Source organism: Hyphobacterium sp. (genome assembly GCF_965229905.1).
GTDB lineage: Bacteria > Pseudomonadota > Alphaproteobacteria > Caulobacterales > Maricaulaceae > Hyphobacterium.
The window spans coordinates 2450542-2470912 of sequence record NZ_OZ245930.1 but is presented as its reverse complement, the minus strand read 5'-3'; the positions used below and the strand labels follow the sequence as shown (position 1 = coordinate 2470912).

Sequence of the window (20371 nt, the reverse complement as noted above, 5' to 3'; positions counted from 1 at the left end):
AGAACTGTGCATCGAAGGAGACGAGTGGCCGTGCCGATTGGATTTCTATTCCGCGCTGCATTCTGGATCGCCGTAGTGGCGGCCTTTGCGCCTGTCGGCCTGGTCTCCAGCGACGGGATGGAAACACCGGACGAGATCAGCCAGGTGATCGCGCAGGGACAACGGCTCCAGCAGGTCTGCGCCGATCTCCCCGCACTCTGCGACATGGCCGGCGAGGCCGGTGGTCTCGTTTCGATTGCCACCGACGAGACCCTGTCACGCGTCGAAAACTGGCTCGACGAACGCGAAACGACTGCAGCCGAAACCTCCTGATCCCTTGTTCCCGCCGCAGCGGCATTATATTTGCCGCCTATGCAGCCGGAAACCGAAGCCGATATTGATGCTCTGGTCGAGGAATTCGAATTCCTCGACGACTGGGAGTCGCGCTACCGCTATCTGATCGATCTCGGTCGCGAAATGCCAGCCTTGCTAGAGGGTGAGAAAACCGAGGACAATCGCGTCAAGGGCTGCGCCAGCCGCGTCTGGCTCGTCATTGACGAATCCGGCAGCGACACCTTCCGCTTCCGCGCGGATTCTGACGCCCATATCGTGAAGGGCCTCGCCGCCCTCCTCGTCCGCCTCTTTTCCGGACGTCATCCTGACGAGATCGGCGATATCGATGCGCGCGAAGTCCTGTCGCGGATCGGATTGTCGGAGCATCTCTCGCCACAGCGTTCAAACGGGCTCAACGCAATGATCGCCCGCATCCGCACCGAAGCCGGGATCGCCGCCTAAGCCGGCAGGCCGTAAAACCGCGCGAGCCGCTGTAACGCCAGCTTCAGCACCACCTTGCCCGATCGCCGTGGCCAGGCTTCGTCCTGCTCGAAGGCTTCCAGCCCCAACTCGCGCAGGCAGACCGAGGACAGAACCCGGTCAAACCCCGGCCCGACCGCATCAAGCGCGGCTTGTACCCGCGCCTTCGCCGCCAGCGCCGATGGCGGCGCGTCCTCCACGCCCCGTCCGCCTTGCCCGCCGCGAACCGGCGTCAGATAGCTGTCCCAATCCGACGTGATGCGCTCGCTGAGTGTCGATCTGTGGAAATCGCCACGCAATCTCTCACCGGCCTCGAATTCCCCGGCGCTAAGCCAGGCTTTAACGGCCTTCCCGCGCGGCTTGCGCCAGCGCGCCAGCGGAGAATCGGCGATATTGACCAGGTGGTGCCGGACCTCGCCATCATCGCTGGCAACCGCCCGGTTTTCGGTCTGACTGTGCGGCGCCGCGAAATCGCCGCTTTGGCGGATCGCCAGCGCTTCCGGCGCATAAGCGAGGACGAAGCCGTTTTCCATATTCCCTGCGATCCAGCCCTCGCCGCGAGCTTGCCGGACGGCATCGGCACTGACCTTCGCCAGCGGCCGCCGGCGCAAATCGCCGCCCGGCAGCACGACAAAGTCATCCGGCCGGCCCGGCACGGCGCGCAGCCGCGCGCCGGGGACCGCCAGCCGCTTGATCCAGCGTGGCGAGGCGCTCATTGCAGCACGTCCAGGATCATTGGATCTGGCGCGGTGCGCAGACAGTCTTCCAAACCGTCGAGCCAGGCGTCGAAAGCAGGATCGTCCCGCCGGTCCTCGACAATCTGGCAGGCGTAAGACGCTGTCGAGCGGTCGCGGCCGAAAGCCTGCCCGACCCGCGCCAGGTTCAACTCGAACGCCACATGGGCGAGATACATCGCCACCTGCCGGGCGAAAGCGACGCGCGAGGAGCGCCGGGTCGGTGCGGCGATCTCATCCGGCGGAACGTTGAACGCGAATGCCACCGCCTCACGCGCCAGCCGGGCCCGCGCCAGGTCTCTTTCCAGGAATTGTTGTCCACACATGATGATGTCCGTCTTTCGCTTCGGATCGATCCTAAGCGCAGCCGTGCGATGTGAGGATAACTTTCCTATCTATGGATCAAAATGTCCAGGTGCGACCTAGGCGTGCATCGTGAAATACAGAGGATAAGCCTCAGCCGGCCAGATAGGCGATCAACATGACCAGTCCTAAAAGGATGCTGGTCCAGATCGCCAATATCCCGCTCGGCACGTCGCGGCTTAACGCCCCGGCCGGACTGAACAGATTGAACAGCTTGCCCGATGCGTTCCGGCAGGCGGTACCAAACCGGTTGCCGATCGCGGCCATCAGCCGGTCGCCCATCGCCCAGGCCCATCGGAAGAGACCGTCACCGACGCGCCGGTAGAACCAGTCTGTGTCGAGAATCACGGTTCGCCTTTCCGCCGGATAAAGCTTGAACTTGACCAGGAAGGTAAACGCGAAAAGCGCGGCCAGCAGGAGCTGCATTTGTCCGACAATATGGTCGAACGTGTAGGGCGCATACTCCACCGGATAGGGCAGCAGGTCGTAGAGGACACCGTAATTGACGCCGAGATAGATACACAGGAATGATGCCAGCCCCATCGCCAGCAGCATGTTGAACGGCGCTTCCTTTACGCGGTGGCCGTTATCGTGATGGAAGAAGGCAAAATATGGGATTTTGATCCCGGAATGCTCCAGCACACCGGCCGATGCGAACACCAGGATAACAAACGGGATTTCATAACCGCCATAGGCTACGGCCGCGAGCGTGAGCGCCTTGGCGACAAAGCCCGAGAATAACGGGAAGGCCGAGATTGCCCCCGCTCCAACGAGACAGAAGGCGGTTGTAAACGGCATCGACTTGTATAGCCCGCCGAGATCCGACGCCTTGGTATGCCCCACCCGCAACAACACCGCGCCCATGCTCATGAACAGGAGCGCCTTGTAGATGATATGCACGAAGGCGTGCGCTGCGGCGCCGTTCAGGCCAAGCTCGGTTCCCACCCCGATGGCCGCCACCATGAAGCCGAGCTGGTTGTTGAGCGAATAAGCCAGCACCCTGCGCAGATCGTTCTCGATCACGGCATAGAAAACCGGGAAGGCCACCATGATGGAGCCAACCCACACAAGGATGTCGAGCCCGGCGAAACCGCGCGCCAGCGCATAGATCGCAAGCTTGGTCGTAAATGCCGACAGCACCACCGCCCCGATCGCCGTTGATTTCGGATAGGCGTCTTGCAGCCAGTTGTGCAGCAAGGGGAAGGCCGCCTTGATGCCGAAGGCGAGCAGCATCAACAGACCGCCCGGCGCATTGACGTCGATCGCGTTGAACTGCCAGCTGCCTGTGTGATTGGCGTAGAGAATGGCGCCCGCCAGCAGCATCACGCCCGACAGGACGTGGATCGCGAGATAGCGCAGCCCGGCACGGAAAGCGGCCTGGTTGCGGCTCGCCCAGATCAGGAAAACCGAGCTGATCGCCGTCAGCTCCCAGTAGAAGAACAGCGTCAGGAGGTCGCCGGCAAATACCGCGCCCAGCCCCGCACCGGAATAGATCAGCGTTGTCGCATCCTGCAGCCGGTCGCGGTCGTGCAGCGCATAGATCGCATTCAGGAAAACCACGAGGATAAAGATCAATCCCCAGACCCGCGACAAGGCGTCGAACCGGTAAGTCTCGAACGTGAAGCCGGCCAATTCGACGATACCGAAAATGCCGACTTCAGGGGTCAGGAACCAGATCGCAGCTGCCGCCAATGGCGCGATCAGCATCAGCGATTTGCGCACCGCATAGGATGGCACGACAGCGGCGAGCAGGCCCGCCAGAATGACCGGAAGCGCGGGCGATAGGCCCGCGGTGATCAGATCAGTCATGATCACCCTCCTGGTCGTAATAGTCTTCCGGACGGCCGAGCAGACGGCGCAGCGGCCAGCCCATCAGCACGGCCAGGCAGAACCCGAAAAAGCCCTCGATCTCGTAGAAGCCGAAAACGTCGTCCCATTTCGAGGCAGGATGCAGCGGGCTGAACGCCTCCAGCACCAGAAGGAGCAGCGCGAGACCGCCGAAAATCCAGAATGGCGCGCGGCGGGCCCATTTGGTGTCCAGCCACAGAAACGGCTTGGCCGCGGGATGAACATTGTCGTCGCCCGCTGGCGCTTCCGGTGTGGGGGTCGGGTCACTCATTTTAAAGCTCCAAACCGAAAACGGGGGCCAGGAAATCGGTCAGCGGGCCGATCAGGAAGAACAGCGCCGTCACGCCGGCAGCCGTGATCACAGGGGGCAGCACGGCGAACACCGGCCCCGGCTTTTTCAAGCCGGTCTTGGGCGCCGGATCAAAGAAGCCGCGCCCCGGGATAGGCAGCAGATAGGCAACATTGAGCACCGAGGAGAGGATCAACGCCACCATCAGCGCCTGCTGTCCGGTCGTGGCGGCGCCCCACATCAGATAGAGTTTCGGCCACATGCCGCCGAAAGGCGGCAAACCGATGATCGAGAAAGCGCCAACCGCAAACGCGCCAAACGTCCAGGGCATCAAACGGCCCAGCCCTCGCATGTCCGATATCTCGGTTTTCTTGGTCGCGGTATAAATCGCGCCCGCGCACATGAAGAGCGTGATTTTGCCCCAGGCGTGCATCACGATCTGCAGCGCAGCGCCCAGCAGCGCGAGCGGAGCTGCGATCATCGCGCCCAGCGTCACGTATGACAGCTGCGAAACGGTCGAGAACGCCAGACGGCGTTTGAGATTATTGCTCGACATCGCGATGACCGAGGCCAGCACGATCGAAATCGCCGCGATCCAGGCCAGCCAGCTCGACGCTGGCGCCGACTGGATCAGCTCCGGGCCGAAAATGTAGGTCGCGACTTTCAGGATCGCGAAAACACCGGCCTTCACGACGGCCACGGCGTGCAGCAAGGCCGAGACCGGCGTCGGCGCGACCATGGCGTTCGGCAGCCAGGGATGCACCGGCATCAGGGCGGCCTTGCCGATCCCGAAAGCGAACAGGATCAAAAGGACGCTGGCCACCAGCGGCGAAGCTTCGGATGCCAGCAGGCCGCCAACGGTAAATTCCGTCGACCCGGCGATGAACTGCGTGGCAATGATCGCGGGAAGCAGAAGACCGATCGAGGTGCCGAGCAGGATGGCAAGATAGATGGCCGCCCCGCGCCGTGCCTTGTCATCGCCCTTGTGCGCGACCAGCGGATAGGTCGACAGCGTCAGCGCCTCGTAGAACAGGAACATCGTCAACAGGTTGGACGCCAGCGCAACGCCCATGGCGCAGGCAATGGCGATTGTGAAAAAGACGTAGAAACGGGTCTGATGCGGTTCGTTATTCCCGCGCATATAGCCGATGGAATAAAGCGAATTGACGATCCAGAGCCCGCTCGCCACCGCCGCAAACAGAGCTCCCAACGGCTCCAGGCGGAAGCCGAAAGACAGGCCAGTATCGCCGATTGCATAAATCAGCTCGGGACGGTCGCCCGTCACCGAAACGAGATAGGCCACATTCACCGCCAGCAGCACGGCCGCGGCCAATGTGGCGCCTTCGCGCAGATTGGGCATCTTGCCCAACAGGCTGACAAACACGCCGCCGATGAGCGGAATGACCAATGCCGCGAGAAGGGCGAGCTCGGGAGACCAGCTCATCGTGTCGCTCCGGCGAGCGCCGCGTCGGCAGCCGCATTCGTCAGCGATATCAGGAAGTCAGGCGCGAAGAAGAACCAGACATTGGCGATCGCGAGCACCCACATCGGCACCAGCATCAGCAAAGGCGCGCGGGCATGCGCGATATCGCCTTTCCGGTCGTGATGCGGTTCGGCCACCCAGATGGCGGCCAGCATCCGCGCCACGTAGGCGGCGCCGATCAGCGAGGATAGGATCACCACAGCAACCGCCCACCACCAGCCATTCTCGAACGCGGCGACGCTGAGATACCATTTCGACCAGAAGCCGACCGTCATCGGGACGCCGACGAGGCTTAGCCCCGCAATGGTGAATGCGACGGCGGTAAACGGCATGGACCGTGCGAACCCGTTGAGATCGGAGATACGGCGGACGCCGAAGCGGATCGCGAACGCGCCGAGCGCCATGAACAGCGCGCCTTTCATCATGGCGTGATTGACAAGATGCAGCATGCCCGCGGAAACGCCCGCCAGCGTGCCGATGCCCAGGCCCAGCATCATATAGCCGACCTGTGCCACCGAGGAGAACGCCAGCAAGCGCCGCGCATCGTGCTGGAACACGGCCTGCACCGAGGCCACCACCATGCCGATGATGCCGAGAATGGCGAAAATCCACAGGAAGCTGATGGCAACGAAGGTCGCCTCTGGCCAGAACACGTCAAACGCGAATCGCACCAGCGTGTAGAAGGCCACCTTGGTCGCCGTCGTTGCCAGGAAGACCGTCACGAAATTCGGCGCATAGGCGTAGGCGTTCGGCAGCCAGAGATGCAGCGGGAACATCGCCGCTTTGAGGCCCAGACCGACGATGATGAAGGCGAAGGCCGCCTGCACCACGCGGCTGTCGCTCAACTCCGGAATGCGCCCGGCCATGTCGAACATGTTCAGCGTTCCGGTCGCCATGTAGAGGAAGCCGACGCCAATGACGAAGAAGGTCGCGCCAATCGTGCCGAGGATGAGATAATTGTAGGCCGCCGTCAGCGCCCGCCGGTCGCGCGACGCGCCCATGCCGACGAGGACATAGGTCGAGATCGACGAGATCTCGAGGAACACAAACATGTTGAAGGCGTCGCCCGTGATCGCCACGCCCAGAAGGCCGGCAAAGCAGACGAGGAAAGCCGAATAGAAGAGCGCCTGGCGATTGTCGGCAATCTCGTCAGCAACGCTCGGCAGCGCGTAGATCACGCTCAATACGCCGGTAAACCCGATCAGAAGCAGCAGGACCGCATTGAGATCATCGATCCGGAACTCGATCCCGGCCGGCGGCTGCCAGCCGCCCATGGCGTAGGATATCACGCCATTGGCCTGGACATCGACGGTGATGCTGATGGCGATCAGTGCCGAGGCGATCGTCGCGATCAGCGCGATAGCCCAGCCGATCTTGCCGTTCGGCATCACCGCGGCAATGGCGGCCGACAGCAAAGGCACGACGACGATGAGCGCCGCGCCGTGTTCGGTGACCACAGCCGGCATCAGGGAAGCCAGAAACTCCATCAGCTCTTACCCCCGGCGCTGTCCACCGCATAGTCGGCCTTGTTGATCGCGTCATCCTCGATCGAGCCATAGGTCTCGCGGATCCGCACCACGAGGGCGAGGCCGACCGACAGCGTGGCCACCCCCACCACAATCGCCGTCAGGATCAGTACGTGGGGTAACGGGTTGGAATAGATCACCTCGGCGCTGTAGCTGACCGCATCGGCGACCGGTTCGATATCGTCCGGCACCGGCTCGGCGAGCGCCTCGGGAACAGGGTCCGCCGCATGGCTGGTGGCCGCGGCATAGCCTTCTTCGCCATATCCCTCGCCGCCATGACCATCGCCGTATTCCAGCGGATAAGGCAAGATCGGCGGCTGGCCGCCGAACACCTTGCTCGTTGTGATGTAGAGCAGAAAAACCGAGGTCTGGAACAGCGACAGCCCCACCAGCCGCTTGACCAGATTGCCCGTCGCCACCACGGCATAAAGACCCGTCATCATGAGGATGATGACAACGATGAAATTGAAGCGTTCCGCGATGATCTCGATCATCACCACTCCTCTTCCGGGATGTCGGGCGCGCGGCCGGCAAACGCATAGAAAATCATCATCATGACGGAAAACACCGTGGTCAGGACGCCGAGCTCGATCAGGATGATGCCGATATGCTGGCCGGTCTTGTGGACCTGGTCCGGATGCAGCGCGTCATAATCGAGATAATTCATGCCCATGAAAAACGAGACGACGCCCGTACCGCCATAGAGCAGCACCCCGAACGCCGCGAGGAATTTCACGAACACCGGCGGCACCGCCTTGCGGGCGTTGCTGACGCCGAAAATCAGCGCGTAGAGGATCACACCCGCGGCCACGATCGTGCCGGCCTGGAAGCCCCCGCCCGGGCTGTAATCGCCATGGAAATGGACGTAGAGGCCGAAAACGACGATCAGCGGGATCAGCAGTTTCGAAACAACGCGGAGAACGAGATGCGGGGTCACGGCTTGTCCTCCTGGCCGGGTTTGCGGCCGCGAAGGCCCAAGAGGAGCATGACACCAAGGCCGGCCGCGAAGATCACGACCGTCTCACCGAATGTATCGAAACCCCGATAGCTGGCCAGAACGGCGGTCACCACATTGGGGATCGCCACTTCGCTCGGCGTCGAGGTGACGTAATCCATGCCAGGTCCAGAATTTGCCGGCGAATTGATGTCGCCATAGACCGGCATGTCGCCAACCGCATAAAACAGCGCTGCGCCGGTGACGGATACCACGATCAGCGCCGCCCAATGACGCCCCGCACCGACCGGGTCGGCTTCGCGCGCGGTCAGAAGCATCGCCGCCAGCATCAGCACGGTCGAAATCCCCGCGCCGACAGCGGCTTCAGTGAAGGCTACGTCAACCGCGTCCAAAGACACGAACCAAGCCGCCGACAAAAGGCTGTAAACGCCCATCAGCATGACGGCAGCGAACAAATTGCGCAGCCGCACGATCGCGATGGCGACGCTGACCAGCATCGCCATCAGCGCATAGTCGAGCAATTGCGTCCAGTCGAACTCGGTCACGACGCCTCCTCAGTGTCCGCGTCACGCGGGTGCTTCGGCTGATGCCGCGACAGGAGCGGGTTGAGCCCGGCCCGGTGCGCCGCATTCGCAACGGCATGCGTGGCGGTCGGGCTCGTCAGGAAGAGGATAAAACCGACCAGCAGAAGCTTAGCCGCCAGCAGCGTGAAGCCGGCTTGCAGGATCAGCGACAGCACGATCAACTCCGCGCCCAGCGTGTCGGTTACGCCGGCCGCATGGATCCGTGTGTAGAAATCCGGCAGACGGACCACGCCGACCGCCCCGGCCAGCACGAAAATGATGCCGGTGGCCATCAGCGCGATGCTGACAATGTCGCGGATCAGGAGCAGCGCTTCCATCACTCGTCCTCCCCATCAATCGCCCGCCGCAAAGACATCTGTGCGAGTGCGATTTCCAGCGAGCGATAGCGGAAGAATTTCAGGATCGCGATCGTCGCGATGAAATTGATCAGCGCATAAAGCAAAGCAATATCAACACCATCTCCGCGACCAACCAGCAGGCTGAAGATCAGCAGCAGCAACACGGTCTTGGTGCCGAACGAGTTCGCGGCCAGGACCCGGTCATAAAGCGTCGGCCCGGCGAACAGGCGCCCCAGCATGATCGCCATCGCCAGCGCCATGGACAGCACGCCGGCCAGATTCACCCAATCCATCATGACGCGCCTCCATCGGTGGCGCGCGCGGCCTTCGCATTCATTTCCGCAAAGCCTTCCGGCGCGGTGAAGCTGCCATCGATCGCGTGCACCAGAAAGGCGTCATCCTCGATCTCGACCGTCACCGTGCCCGGCGTCAGTGTAATGGAATTCGCGAAAACGCAGCGCGCCAGGTCGCTATCGGCTTCCACCGGCACGCGCACCAGCCGCGGCGTGATATCGATTTCCGGTTTGAGGGCCGCCTTGACGACGCCGACATTGGCCTTGGCGATCTCGCTGCCAAGCCATGTGTAATAAGGGATCAAAGTGCCAAGGCGCAGAAACGGTGCCGTCTCGCGGTCGAGGATCCGCATCCGGAGCACCAGAATCATCGCGATCACAACACTCGCGGCGCCAAAGGAGAGCAGGACAATCTTGTCATAGCCCGAGAGCACCCACCACAGCAGCGCCAGCACCAGGCTCAGGCTCACCCCGTAGATCATAAGTCCTCCCGAAACTCCGCCGCGGACGCGTTCGTTGGGAGCTTTTAACGATGGCCAACCGGCTTGACCAGTATCTCGACTGGATTCGTGCACATGGCAGCAGATGGGTCAGCGTGAGCGGGATTCAGCCGCCTTCGAAAGGTCCCAATACCGCAGCACCGTCTGTGCCTTTTCGACCGACAAGCCATCATAGATCTGGAAGGCGCGATCGCGCCCACCGCCGCCGACAAGGCCTTGGAAAGCCTCGCAAAATGTGTTGAGCACGTCGCGGTCCGCGCCGGTCGCCTTGCAAAGGATCGCCGCCGGTTCGCCGCCTAGATCGCCGCAGACACGTTCCGCCAACGCGTCGCTGATTCCCGCCAGCAGGGCGAGCTCTTCGACCAGCGCCGGCGTCGGGCCTTCGCTGCGCATGGTGGCGATCACCCCCTCCAGCGACCCGTATGCGCTGTCTTCGCCCGCCTGGCGGTTCCGCTGCCGCCGGTCGACGAATTTCAGAGCCCGGTTCACCAGCGGATCGTTCCAGCCCTCTTCGGCGGCGAAGCCGAACACATCCTCGGCCGCTTCGATCATCAGCGTACGCCCGACGGCAAACCGGTTGAGGATGGCCTTGCGGCTTTCATGGTCGCACAACCAGAACAGCTGCAGCGCCGCCCGCGGCCGCAACTCGCCGCGCTTGAGTAAAGGTTTGACGTATGACGGCTCATCCTCGGCAAGCGAGACCAGATGCGAGACCGTCGGCGGCGCAAGCCGCGCATGGTCGTTACGCAATAAAGCAGTGACGACTGCCGGTTCGCCCACGGAGGCCAGCGTCGCGGACACCGTTTCGGACACCGTTTCGCGGCTGGCGATCATCACCCGATGATCGAGGCTTCCCAGGCGGCAGACCTCCATCAAATCGAAATCCGACAAGGCTTCCGAATGCTCCAGCAGGGGCGCGGCAATACCGATGGTATCCGCTGCCAGCAGCTTCACGATATTGGCCGGCGCGTCCTTGATTTCCGCCAGCCGCTCCGCGCAGCGCCGGCGGATCGCCGCATCGCTGTTCCGGAGAATCTCGTGCAGCAAATCGCCGACAATCCACCGTTCCTGTGGCCCGATAACGCTGGACGGCAGGCAAATGATATCGGCCAGCCGCTTGGCCAGCACCGAGCGCGCACGTCCGGTCGCCGCGGTGGTTTCGGTTAAGGTGAGCGGTTCTGCCTGGCCCATCGGTCCGTCCGTTTCCGGCGGTCAAAATGCCTGCCAAGACGTTAAACAAGCGTATGCGGTGCCCTGCCGCCTTGCACCACCGCGAAAGGCTGCTCTAGTGGTCGTCAGGTTTTCGCTGGGGGGCGGAGTGACAGACAGCTCGACAGGACAGAGCCCAGCACCCTTTGCCGCCTATCTGGTGATCGTGGCGGGCTGGTTTTTCGGCTTCGGCCTGCAAACCACCCTGTTTCCGGGCATCGTCTATTTCACGCTCGCAGAATCCCCCGAACGCCTCGGGCTGGCCCAAATGGCCCTGACCGCGCCGATGCTGTTCCTGTTGCCAGCCGCAGGCGTGCTGGCGGAACGCCGCGGCCGGCGGCGCATTCTCATCATTTTCTATGGTTTGGCTGCGGCGTTGGCTGCCATTCTGGGCGCCTTGCTGTTATCCGGCGCCCTGACCTACTGGCTGCTGATCGGCTATGCGGTCGCGGTGGGCTTATGCGGCGCTTTTGTGCTGCCGGCCCGCGATTCCGCCATCAACGCCGTGGTCCGGATCGCCAACCGGTCGGGCCGCGTGCTGACACTGCAGAAAGCTGTGGTGATCGCCTCCCTCGTCCAATTCGCCGGACAAATCACCGGCATGGGCGCGGGCTATCTCGCCCGCTGGACCGGGCCGGGCCTGTTGCTGTTCCTGCAGGCCGCGGGATTTCTGTTGGGCGTCATCGCAACGGCCGGACTGCCACGCCTGAAAGCCAAACGGACCGAGGCGACCCACGCCCTGCAGGATCTGGTCGACGGCGTGCGAACCGTGTTGGCATCGCCGGTCATCGCGTCAATGACATCGATCATGGTGGCCGTCGGATTCTTCGTCGTCGGCGGCGCCTTTTTTGTGGTGATACCGGTCCTCGTGCGCGACGTTTACGGCGCCGGCTACGGCACCTTATCCAGCCTGTTGGTAGTGTTCTGGATCGGTGCCTTCATCGCCAATGCGCTGCTGGCCAAGTTCGGCCATATCGATCGTCCGGGCCGGGCCGTCATGCTGGCCCAGCTGGTGACGGTGATCAGCCTCGGCGGACTTGCCCTGCCGATCCCGCTCGCCGGCCTTTATGCGCTCGATTTTTTCTGGGGGTTGGGCGCCGGCGTCGCCATTTCCTTGAGCCGCGCCGTCGTACAGGAAAACGCGCCGGCGGAAATGATGGCGCGGATCATGTCCGTCTACCAGCTTGGCCTGTTTGGCGGCATGCCCATGGGCGCGCTGATCATGGGCTTTGTCGTTGCCGCGCTCGGACCTCGCGAATCGGTTCTGATTCCAATGGCAGGACTGGCGATCGTGCTGGGACTGATCGCCGTTTTCACGCCGATCCTGTCCGTGCGGCGCCGAACCTGATGAGCGCGATGGCCATTTGCGGCGCGCGAAGTAAAGTGCCGTCAATTCGAATTTGGGAGGAAGCCAGATGCTTCGCAAATTGCCCGCCCTCGCTGCCTTGTCGCTGCTTGTGGCTTGCAGCCAGCCTGCCAGCGACGAGACCGGTACCGCGGCCGACGCCAACATAGAGACGCCCGAAATGACCCTGATTGATCGTGCGCTGCAGATCAGCGCTCCGACCGCCGAACAACGCCCGCTCACCATTGAGCAGCTCGGCCGCACCCGCACCGACGAATACGCTTGGCTGCGCGACGATAACTGGCAGGAAGTCATGCGCGATCCTTCGGTGTTGCAGGCCGACATCCGCGCCCATTTGGAGGCGGAGAACGCCTACTACAACGCGGTGATGTCGCCGACCGAGGCGCTCCAGGAACGTATCTTCCAGGAAATTCGCGGCCGCATCCGCGAGGACGACAGCTCGGTGCCCGAGCGCGACGGCGAATTTGAGTATTACACCCGCTTCCGCGAGGGCGGGCAGTACCCGGTCTTCGCCCGCCGCCCCGTCGACCCGGCCTCGCCGGAGGAAGACGCCGAACAGATCCTGCTCGATGGCGATGTCGAGGCAGACGGCATCGAATACCTCGATTTCGGAACGATCGCGCACAGCCCCGACCACCGTTATCTCGCCTGGTCCGTCGATACGCGGGGTTCCGAATATTACGAAATCCGGATCCGCGACCTTACCACCGGGGAAGACATCGCCACGTTGACCGATGAAAGCACGGGTGATTTCGCCTGGGCGAACGATTCCTCGACCCTGTTCTGGGTCTGGCGCGATGCCAACGGGCGCTCGAAGCGCGTCTATCGCCAGGATCGCGGCGCAGCGGATAGTGAACTCGTCTATGACGAGCCGGATGACGGCTTTTTCGTCAATGTCGGCAATACGGCGGGCGACACCTATGTCGTGATTTCGACCTCCGGTCACACGACCAGCGAGGTGCGCCTGATCGATGCCAATAATCCGGCGAGCGATCCCATCCTGGTCTCGGCGCGTGAGACCGATGTCGAATACTCGCTGACCGAGACCGGTGACGGCTTCTACATCCTCACGAATCTTGACGGTGCGGTAGACTTTCAGGTCATGCGCGCGCCGATCGATGCACCGCAGCGCGAGAACTGGGAAACGGTGATCGATCACCGCCCCGGCACGCTGGTCACTAGCTTGCTGGGTTTCCGCGACTGGATGGTCCGGGTCGAACGCGAGGATGCATTGCCGCGCATTATCGTTCGCCATCTCGAAAGCGGTGAGGAACATACCATTGCCTTCGCGGAAGAAGCCTATTCGCTGGGCGTGGACGCCGGCTTCGAGTTTGCGACCGATACAATGCGCTTCAGCTATGAATCGCCATCGACGCCGGAAGAGACTTATGATTACGACATGGCCACGCGTGAGCGAGAATTGCGCAAGCGCCAGGAAATACCGTCCGGTCACGATCCGGCGGACTATGTTGTGCGCCGCATTATGGCACCCGCCCATGATGGCGAACAAATTCCGGTCACCCTGCTCTATCACCGCGACACGCCGGTCGACGGTACCGCACCGCTGATGCTTTACGGATATGGCAGCTACGGCATTACCATTCCGGCAGCCTTCCGGGTGACACCGCTCTCGCTGGTCGATCGCGGCATGATCTATGCCATAGCGCATATCCGGGGCAGTCAGGCGCGCGGTTATGGCTGGTATCTCGACGGCAAGCTCGAAAACAAGATCAACACCTTCCGCGATTTTGTCTCGGCCGGCGAGGCGCTTGTCGCACAAGGCTTCACCTCGCGCGGCAACATGGTCGCTTATGGCGGATCGGCAGGTGGCCTGCTCGTCGGTGCGGCGATCAATCTGCAGCCGGACCTGTTTGCTGGAGCGATTGCGGCCGTGCCCTTCGTGGACGTGATCAATACCATGTCCGATCCGACCTTGCCGCTGACCCCGCCGGAATGGCCCGAATGGGGCAATCCGATCGAAGATCCGGAAGCCTATGACACGATTGCGGAGTACAGCCCGTACGACAATATCGAAGCCATCGACTATCCGCACGTCCTGGCCACCGCCGGCCTGACCGATCCGCGCGTCACCTATTGGGAGCCGGCCAAATGGACGGCCCGCCTGCGCGCGACGCGCGCCGACAATGGTCTGACCCTGATGCGCACCAATATGGGTGCGGGCCATGGCGGCGCTTCCGGCCGTTTCGACAGTCTGCGGGAAACCGCCGAGAACTGGGCATTCGCGCTGATGACGGTAGGCCTTGCCGATGCCGAGGTTGCCGAATTGAGCACCGCCGCGGCGGAATAGACCAAAGGGGCGGCCGGCGCGGCCGCCCCTGCCCTTTCGCTTAGTCGTTCAGCGTGAAATCCAGCGTCACGCTCATATTCGAGCGCGTGACCGCTTGGCCGTTTTCAACCCGCGGCTCATAGCGCCAACGCTGGACCGCCTGTATCGACGCGCGGGCGAAGCCGGGCGACGCGCAAGCACCGCTGCGGACGTTGAACGGCTGTCCGTTCGTGTTGAGATCAAACTGGACCGTGCATTGCCCTTCGATCCCGCGTTCCGCTTCCCGGTTCGGATACACCGGCGGAATGCGCACCACCGGCATTTCATCCTGATCGGCGATTCGGCGATGAAACCGCGCACCGTCGATGGACGGATCCGCGAAATCAGGTACTTCGCCGATGACAATCGTCAAATCGTCATCGGGCGGACCCGCGGTCTCGACAGGAATCACCGGCAATGGCGGTGGCGGCTCGACCGCATCGACCGGTTCAATGGATACACGGCCGGGTGGATCGACCCGCTCGACATAGGGAAACAGCTCGACGACAAGCTCTTCGCCGGCGGGCTTCGGTTCGCCTTCAACGCTGATCAGATAGGTCATCAGCATGGCCAGCGAAAAGGTGATCAGGCCGGCCAGCGGCAGGCTCACGGATGTGCGTAAAAAACGCTGCATTTGGGCGCTCCCCTTCCAAGGCGCCCCCTCAACCCCGCAGATGACAATTCCGTAAGAATGCGGCGAAGCCGCGACGCTGCCGCGGCCATTTCCAGCCAACAAAAAACCCCGGTCCGCGGACCGGGGTTTGATGTCTTTCCTTTGAAATCAGGATCAGCCGGCGTCGGCGCCGTCTGCCTCGCCTTCGTCAGCGGCCGCGGCGGTAAAGCCATAGCCGCCGATCTGTTCACCGCGTTCATTGAAGAAACCCTGGCAGCGCTCCGGCACGTCGATGATGGCATTGCCATCCGCATCGAAGTCGGACTCGTTACCCGTGATCGTCACCAGATTGATCGCTTCACGCACCGTGTTGCGGCACTCTTCGGTGTTCACGCGGACGCGAAGCTCGGCGCGCTGCCGCTCGGCATTGATCTCATTGCTGATGAACTCGACCCAGCCATTACAGGTCCGCCGGCTGTAGGAATACTGCCCGCACTGGCGGAAAGCCTGCAAAGCGCCCTGCCGATTGTTCTGGTCGTAGCGGACCGTGCCCAGAAGCGCGATGGCATCGCCCGGGCGATTAAGTCCGCCGCGGCTAATGGCCGATTCGAAAGCGGTCTCGGCCTCCGCGAAACGCTCTTCTTCATACAGGGCCTCAGCCAGACGCAGATAATCTTCGCCGCTGCCTTGTCGGGCGACGGCTTCCAGCACCGGGATCGCCCGGTCGAATTCCCGTGCCTGACGCCACATATTCGCGAGGACTTCCAGATTTGTGCGGGTGCGCTCGACACGCCCGGCATTCATTTCGCGCTCGAGAATCACGGCTCCGCGATAGGGATATTCGAAGTAGCTGTAATACTGCGCCAGACGCACCAATTCCCGCTCTTCATTGAGCATCCCGTTGAGATACATCAGCTTGTTGGCTTCGAACGCGCCGGACTCATTGTTGGTTTGCGCCATCAGCGCCACCAGCGAGGTCCAGATATTGCGATCCGCCGGCCAACGCTCAACCATGTCCGAGATCAGGCGCAGCTGGTCGGGAACCCGCTGCAGCTGCTGGTAATAGAACAGCAGCATGTCGTAATTCCGCCGCTCGCGCGGACTGGCCATGTTATACTGCATTTCGGCGTAGCGCAGGCCCTCGGTATAACGCTCGGCCTGGGCGTAGGCCTGGGCCAGCATCAGCGCCAGGTTCGGCGTCAGCTGGGCACCGGCCTGCACCGCCAATTCCATCTGGCGGATGCCTTCCGAATAGCGCTCGGTAATGATGTAGAGCTGACCGACATTGAGGCGCAGCTGCACTTCTTCATCGGTCGTCGCAATACCGGTATTCACCGCGCCAAGGAAGTCGTTGATCGCCTGCTCGGTGCGGTCCTGGCTGTAATAGGCCACGCCGCGCATCCGCAGAATGACGAACCGCTCGAAGGAGTTGATTTCGCCGTTCAGAAGCGGCGTCAACGAGTTGATCACGCAAGTATAATTCTCGGCATCGAGGCATTCCTGCGCGGCCAGAACCGGCTCGCCGATCGCGGCCGACATGGTCCGGTTCTCGGCATTGCTGCCCTGCTCGTCCTGGTTACGATTGCGGCGCTGCGCATCGGCATCCGGAATGGCCACGGACAGCACGACCATGGAGGAAACTGCCAATATAAAAAGACGGCTTAGCATCGTCTCACCTCTGTTTCTCCCAGCCCGGCAGCGCTCCCCGCACCGCCCGCTAGCAATGGACCGAACTAGTCGGACAGTTCGTACTCGATACGCGTCTGAACACCGCGCCGCATCTGCGGCACGCCGTCGACGATCCGCTGGCTGTAGCGCCAGCGTTCAACCGCCCGGATCGACGAGCGTTCGAACATGCTGCTGGTGCAGTTGGTCGCCTGAATGTCCACTGGCGTGCCATCGGGCGACACGTTGAACAACATGTCGCAATAGCCCTCCAGGCCGCGCTCGGCGGCGCGTACCGGATATTGCGGCGGGATGCGGACCAGCGGCTGGGCGTCCCGGTCGGACACGTTGAAGCTGACATTGCCGGAATTCAGCTCCGGCGTGTCGAACTCCGGAATATTACCGACGATCGTCGACAGGCTTTCCGTCGGCAGGTCGGCGGCTTGGCGCTCGATCTGCGGCGGCGGGGGCGGCGGATCGACCTGCTGCACGTCTTCGATCGACGTATCGCGGGTCCGCGCATTCACCTCTTCCACCTGCGGATTGATGTCGAAGCTGTACTCATCTCCCGCATCGTCTATTTCGACTTCTTCGACGAAAATCAGCCGTTGCATCAGCGCGAACAGCGCAAAGGTCACGATGAGGGCGATCGGAACGCCGATGATGAGACGAAGAATATTACCCATATCAGCCTCCTATGGTTCATCCGAGATGTTGATTTCCTCAACACCCAGCTCGGTCAGCAATTCCTGGATATCCAGGACCGTCCCGATTGGTGAACCCTCATCCGCCTGGATCATCGCCTCGGCGCGCGGGTTCTCGGACAGCAACTGCTCGAGAACGCCGCGGACCTGGTTCATCTCGTAGATGTCGCGATTGATCCAGATCTCGTCCTCGGAGGTGACGGCGACCAGAAGCGTCGGCTTCATGCGCTCACTTCCGCTGACATCGGGGCGAAATACATCGACACCCGGTTCTTTCACGAACACAGCCGTGACGATGAAGAAGATCAACAGGATGAACACCACGTCCAGCATCGGCGTCATGTTCAGTTCGACTTCTTCGTCTTCAGCCTGTACTCGGCTCACACGTCGAGCCATGTTTCACTCCCCGAGTTAATTGCCGTCGCCCTGCTGGCGCTGGATGGAAACGGGTATGCCATTTGATCGCATATCGTCCCATATCAACGCCACGGTGCCGGTTTCGGCCTCGTTATTGGGTTCGATCAGAACCGCACTGTTCGGCGCTTCGGCACGGATCCGCTGAACCGACGCCAACACCCGGTCTTCACTCGTCGAACGCTGGTTCACGAACACCCGGTTCTCGGCGTCGATCTGCACGAGAATGACCGGGTTCGATTCCGTGTTCGGCGGTTCATCGCTGGGCGGCGGCGGCCGCATGTCGAACCCCTGCTCTTGCAGGAAGGTCGCGGTCACGATGAAGAAGATCAGCAGGATGAACACGATGTCGAGCATCGGCGTCATGTTCACTTCGGCCTGATCGTTTCCTCTTTGCTTGCGTCTGCGCATAGCCGCTACTCCAGTTCAAGCTGGTCGGCGAGGATCGCGGTACGGCGCTTGGCGAGCCGTTCGATCTGATTTGAGAAAATCAGACCGGACAATGCCGCCACCATGCCGGCCATGGTCGGGATCGTCGCGCGGGACACACCCGCCGACATCGCCCTTGCGTCCGACGAGCCGGATACGGCCATCACGTCAAACACCGAAACCATGCCCGTCACCGTACCGAGGAGACCGAAGAGCGGAGCCACCGCGACGAGCGTCTTGACGAGCTCGACATTGTTCTCCGCCTTCTGTTTCGCCTCGGAGATCAGCTGGTCGCGAATGGCGTGAGCCGTCCACGACGTATGGTCGGACCGTGCGGACCATTCCTTGAGCGCCCGCTTCGCATCGCCCGCCTGGGCGAAGAAGAAGTAGGCGAGACGCTCAAGGATGAAAGCCCACATCACGAACGTGAGACCCATGATCCAGACGAGCACGAAGCCGCCGCGATCGAGAAACTCGTTCAGTCCGCCAAGAGCTGTTTGGAAATCCATTGTGTGGACCTCCCCTTAAGCCGACCGGCCAGCGCGCTCTTCTGCGTGTCGGGCGACAATACCGGCCGCCTGTTCTTCCAGCGTCTGCTGAACGCCGCGTGCAAAGCTCGCTGCGAAGCTGTGAAGGAACAACAGCGGGATGGCGGAAATAAGGCCCAGCACCGTGGTGACCAGGGCTTCCGAGATACCACCGGCCATGATGCGCGGGTCACCCGTACCGAAGAGCGTGATCTGGGTGAAGGTCCGGATCATGCCGGTCACCGTTCCCAGAAGACCCAGCAGCGGCGCGATACCGGCTGCGAGCTTCAGGAAGTTGAGACCGAACTCCAGCTTCGGCGTTTCCCGCAGGATCGCCTCGTCCAGCTTCATCTCGATCACTTCTTCATTGTGATCCTTGACCGATTCATAGGCCAGCATGACCCGGCCCAGCGAATTGCCTTTCGACGGGGTCGAGCGGCGCTTCTGACCGGCAACGGCCATCGATTCGAGGACCAGCATCAGCAGGCGGAACAGGCCGAAGGCGACCGACACGGCCAGCAGGCCGAGGATGATCTTACCAACGATACGGCCTTGCTCGATACGCTGACCGAGGTCCGGAATGTCACGATAGACCAGCAGCAGGCCCCCACGCGACGGGTCAACCGGACCGGATACGATTTCGCCCGGCTCGGCATTGTAGAGCGCGGACGCGGCTCCCAGAATGTTGCCGGGAGGCTGCGACGGCAGGGCTGTCAGCACAAAATCGGCATCGCCGACCGGGTTTTCCGGCAGCGCCCACCGCGTAAAGGACGGATTGCCGCCGCACATGGCGTAGGACACGAACACACCGACGCGCGTCACATCGTAATCGCCCGAACAGTCGAGGTCGGCGACCGGTGCGTCGAACGAGGCAATCTCGCCCTGATAGATCATTTCTTCGGTGATCGACCGATAGATCGTGTCGAGTTCTGTCCGCGTCGGGAGGACGCGGCTGTTCGCCAGTTCCAGGAGCGGACCGGCACGGCCCGGGTGCTGAGCACTGGCCAGCGAACCTTCGATCAACGAGCCGAACTCGCCGGCCGTCTGGCGCGCGACACCGAACAGCTCGCCGAATTCGCCCTGCGCAGCGCGCAGTTCTTCAGCCAGCTCGTCGATGCGGACCTGGTTGTTGGCGAATTGCGCTTCCAGGCTGTCGGCCTGGGCTTCAAGGCCGGCCAACGTCGAGCGGGCTCCGGCGAGAAGCGAGGTCTGCTGGTTCCGCGCCTGGCGGAATTCCTGCAGGCGTTGCTGGTTTTCCTGGGATGCCTCACGCACGTCCGAACGCAGGCGGTTGAGCAATTCATTGATGCTGGATGCCGGCGCCTGTTGCGCCATAGCACTTCCGACAGTGGCGATCCCGAGGACGGCCGCTGCGGCAATGGTCTTGAGATTGAGTTTCATCGCAATGTCTCC

The 20371-nt window shown here is 62.2% G+C and carries 24 protein-coding genes; 4 read left to right on the top strand and 20 right to left on the bottom strand.

From position 1 onward, the window contains the following. Positions 1-30: 30 nt before the first annotated feature. Positions 31-312, top strand: a complete 282-nt coding sequence (locus ACO08C_RS12340) for a hypothetical protein (RefSeq protein ID WP_421785986.1) — start codon at positions 31-33, stop codon at positions 310-312. A 39-nt stretch (positions 313-351) separates the two neighbouring features. After that, a complete protein-coding gene (locus tag ACO08C_RS12335) occupies positions 352-774 on the top strand; it encodes a SufE family protein (RefSeq protein WP_421785985.1) in 423 nt (140 codons plus the stop codon). Here ACO08C_RS12335 and ACO08C_RS12330 read toward each other — a convergent pair. The 13 genes from ACO08C_RS12330 to ACO08C_RS12270 all read right to left on the bottom strand — a co-directional run bounded on the left by ACO08C_RS12330 (position 771) and on the right by ACO08C_RS12270 (position 10896). Next, positions 771-1508, bottom strand: a complete 738-nt coding sequence (locus ACO08C_RS12330) for a DUF6456 domain-containing protein (RefSeq protein WP_421785983.1) — start codon at positions 1506-1508, stop codon at positions 771-773. The genes ACO08C_RS12335 and ACO08C_RS12330 overlap by 4 nt on opposite strands. Further along, complete coding sequence (locus ACO08C_RS12325; RefSeq protein ID WP_421785982.1) at positions 1505-1852, bottom strand: helix-turn-helix domain-containing protein; 348 nt, start codon at positions 1850-1852, stop codon at positions 1505-1507. Before ACO08C_RS12325 ends, ACO08C_RS12330 begins: the two co-directional genes overlap by 4 nt. A gap of 130 nt (positions 1853-1982) precedes the next feature. Continuing rightward, complete coding sequence (locus tag ACO08C_RS12320; RefSeq protein WP_421785980.1) at positions 1983-3698, bottom strand: Na(+)/H(+) antiporter subunit D; 1716 nt, start codon at positions 3696-3698, stop codon at positions 1983-1985. Continuing rightward, positions 3691-4008 (bottom strand): hypothetical protein, encoded by a 318-nt coding sequence (locus tag ACO08C_RS12315; protein ID WP_421785979.1) that lies wholly within the window; start codon positions 4006-4008, stop codon positions 3691-3693. Before ACO08C_RS12315 ends, ACO08C_RS12320 begins: the two co-directional genes overlap by 8 nt. Position 4009: 1 nt before the next feature. Continuing rightward, a complete protein-coding gene (locus tag ACO08C_RS12310) occupies positions 4010-5470 on the bottom strand; it encodes a proton-conducting transporter membrane subunit (RefSeq protein WP_421785977.1) in 1461 nt (486 codons plus the stop codon). Then, positions 5467-6996, bottom strand: coding sequence for a monovalent cation/H+ antiporter subunit D family protein (locus ACO08C_RS12305; RefSeq protein ID WP_421785976.1), 1530 nt, complete (start codon positions 6994-6996; stop codon positions 5467-5469). Before ACO08C_RS12305 ends, ACO08C_RS12310 begins: the two co-directional genes overlap by 4 nt. After that, the gene (locus tag ACO08C_RS12300; protein WP_421785975.1) at positions 6996-7529 is read right to left on the bottom strand and encodes a cation:proton antiporter subunit C; all 534 of its coding nucleotides are present in this window, start codon (positions 7527-7529) and stop codon (positions 6996-6998) included. The genes ACO08C_RS12305 and ACO08C_RS12300 overlap by 1 nt, the downstream gene beginning before the upstream one ends. Beyond that, positions 7529-7972 (bottom strand): Na(+)/H(+) antiporter subunit B, encoded by a 444-nt coding sequence (locus tag ACO08C_RS12295; RefSeq protein ID WP_421785974.1) that lies wholly within the window; start codon positions 7970-7972, stop codon positions 7529-7531. Before ACO08C_RS12295 ends, ACO08C_RS12300 begins: the two co-directional genes overlap by 1 nt. Continuing rightward, positions 7969-8535, bottom strand: a complete 567-nt coding sequence (locus ACO08C_RS12290; protein WP_421785973.1) for a DUF4040 domain-containing protein — start codon at positions 8533-8535, stop codon at positions 7969-7971. Before ACO08C_RS12290 ends, ACO08C_RS12295 begins: the two co-directional genes overlap by 4 nt. Next, the gene (gene mnhG, locus ACO08C_RS12285; RefSeq protein WP_421785972.1) at positions 8532-8891 is read right to left on the bottom strand and encodes a monovalent cation/H(+) antiporter subunit G; all 360 of its coding nucleotides are present in this window, start codon (positions 8889-8891) and stop codon (positions 8532-8534) included. Before mnhG ends, ACO08C_RS12290 begins: the two co-directional genes overlap by 4 nt. After that, positions 8891-9208: a monovalent cation/H+ antiporter complex subunit F gene (locus tag ACO08C_RS12280; protein WP_421785971.1), complete on the bottom strand. Its 318-nt coding sequence runs from the start codon at positions 9206-9208 to the stop codon at positions 8891-8893. Before ACO08C_RS12280 ends, mnhG begins: the two co-directional genes overlap by 1 nt. After that, positions 9205-9687 (bottom strand): Na+/H+ antiporter subunit E, encoded by a 483-nt coding sequence (locus tag ACO08C_RS12275; protein WP_421785970.1) that lies wholly within the window; start codon positions 9685-9687, stop codon positions 9205-9207. Before ACO08C_RS12275 ends, ACO08C_RS12280 begins: the two co-directional genes overlap by 4 nt. A 108-nt stretch (positions 9688-9795) precedes the next feature. Beyond that, a complete protein-coding gene (locus ACO08C_RS12270; RefSeq protein WP_421785968.1) occupies positions 9796-10896 on the bottom strand; it encodes a DUF2336 domain-containing protein in 1101 nt (366 codons plus the stop codon). 127 nt (positions 10897-11023) lie between these two features. Between ACO08C_RS12270 and ACO08C_RS12265 the strand changes: the two genes are divergently transcribed. Together ACO08C_RS12265 and ACO08C_RS12260 are read left to right on the top strand one after the other, a co-directional pair. Then, positions 11024-12262 carry an MFS transporter gene (locus ACO08C_RS12265; RefSeq protein ID WP_421785966.1) on the top strand — a complete coding sequence of 413 codons (1239 nt, stop codon included), beginning with the start codon at positions 11024-11026 and terminating at the stop codon, positions 12260-12262. 67 nt (positions 12263-12329) lie between these two features. Further along, on the top strand, positions 12330-14588 hold the full coding sequence (locus ACO08C_RS12260) for a S9 family peptidase (RefSeq protein WP_421785964.1): 2259 nt from the start codon (positions 12330-12332) through the stop codon (positions 14586-14588). A 40-nt stretch (positions 14589-14628) separates the two neighbouring features. Here the strand turns inward: ACO08C_RS12260 and ACO08C_RS12255 are convergent, their stop codons facing one another. The 7 genes from ACO08C_RS12255 to ACO08C_RS12225 all read right to left on the bottom strand — a co-directional run bounded on the left by ACO08C_RS12255 (position 14629) and on the right by ACO08C_RS12225 (position 20359). Further along, positions 14629-15240: an energy transducer TonB gene (locus ACO08C_RS12255; protein ID WP_421785963.1), complete on the bottom strand. Its 612-nt coding sequence runs from the start codon at positions 15238-15240 to the stop codon at positions 14629-14631. 153 nt (positions 15241-15393) lie between these two features. Continuing rightward, positions 15394-16851 carry a hypothetical protein gene (locus ACO08C_RS12250; protein ID WP_421785961.1) on the bottom strand — a complete coding sequence of 486 codons (1458 nt, stop codon included), beginning with the start codon at positions 16849-16851 and terminating at the stop codon, positions 15394-15396. Between the two features lie 101 nt (positions 16852-16952). Beyond that, on the bottom strand, positions 16953-17570 hold the full coding sequence (locus ACO08C_RS12245) for an energy transducer TonB (RefSeq protein WP_421785960.1): 618 nt from the start codon (positions 17568-17570) through the stop codon (positions 16953-16955). Between the two features lie 9 nt (positions 17571-17579). Continuing rightward, complete coding sequence (locus ACO08C_RS12240) at positions 17580-17984, bottom strand: ExbD/TolR family protein (protein ID WP_421785959.1); 405 nt, start codon at positions 17982-17984, stop codon at positions 17580-17582. Positions 17985-17999: 15 nt separating this feature from the next. Beyond that, the gene (locus tag ACO08C_RS12235; protein ID WP_421785957.1) at positions 18000-18413 is read right to left on the bottom strand and encodes an ExbD/TolR family protein; all 414 of its coding nucleotides are present in this window, start codon (positions 18411-18413) and stop codon (positions 18000-18002) included. A 5-nt stretch (positions 18414-18418) separates the two neighbouring features. Beyond that, positions 18419-18940, bottom strand: coding sequence for a MotA/TolQ/ExbB proton channel family protein (locus ACO08C_RS12230; protein WP_421785955.1), 522 nt, complete (start codon positions 18938-18940; stop codon positions 18419-18421). Between the two features lie 15 nt (positions 18941-18955). Continuing rightward, positions 18956-20359, bottom strand: a complete 1404-nt coding sequence (locus tag ACO08C_RS12225) for a MotA/TolQ/ExbB proton channel family protein (protein WP_421785953.1) — start codon at positions 20357-20359, stop codon at positions 18956-18958. Positions 20360-20371 lie beyond the last annotated feature (12 nt).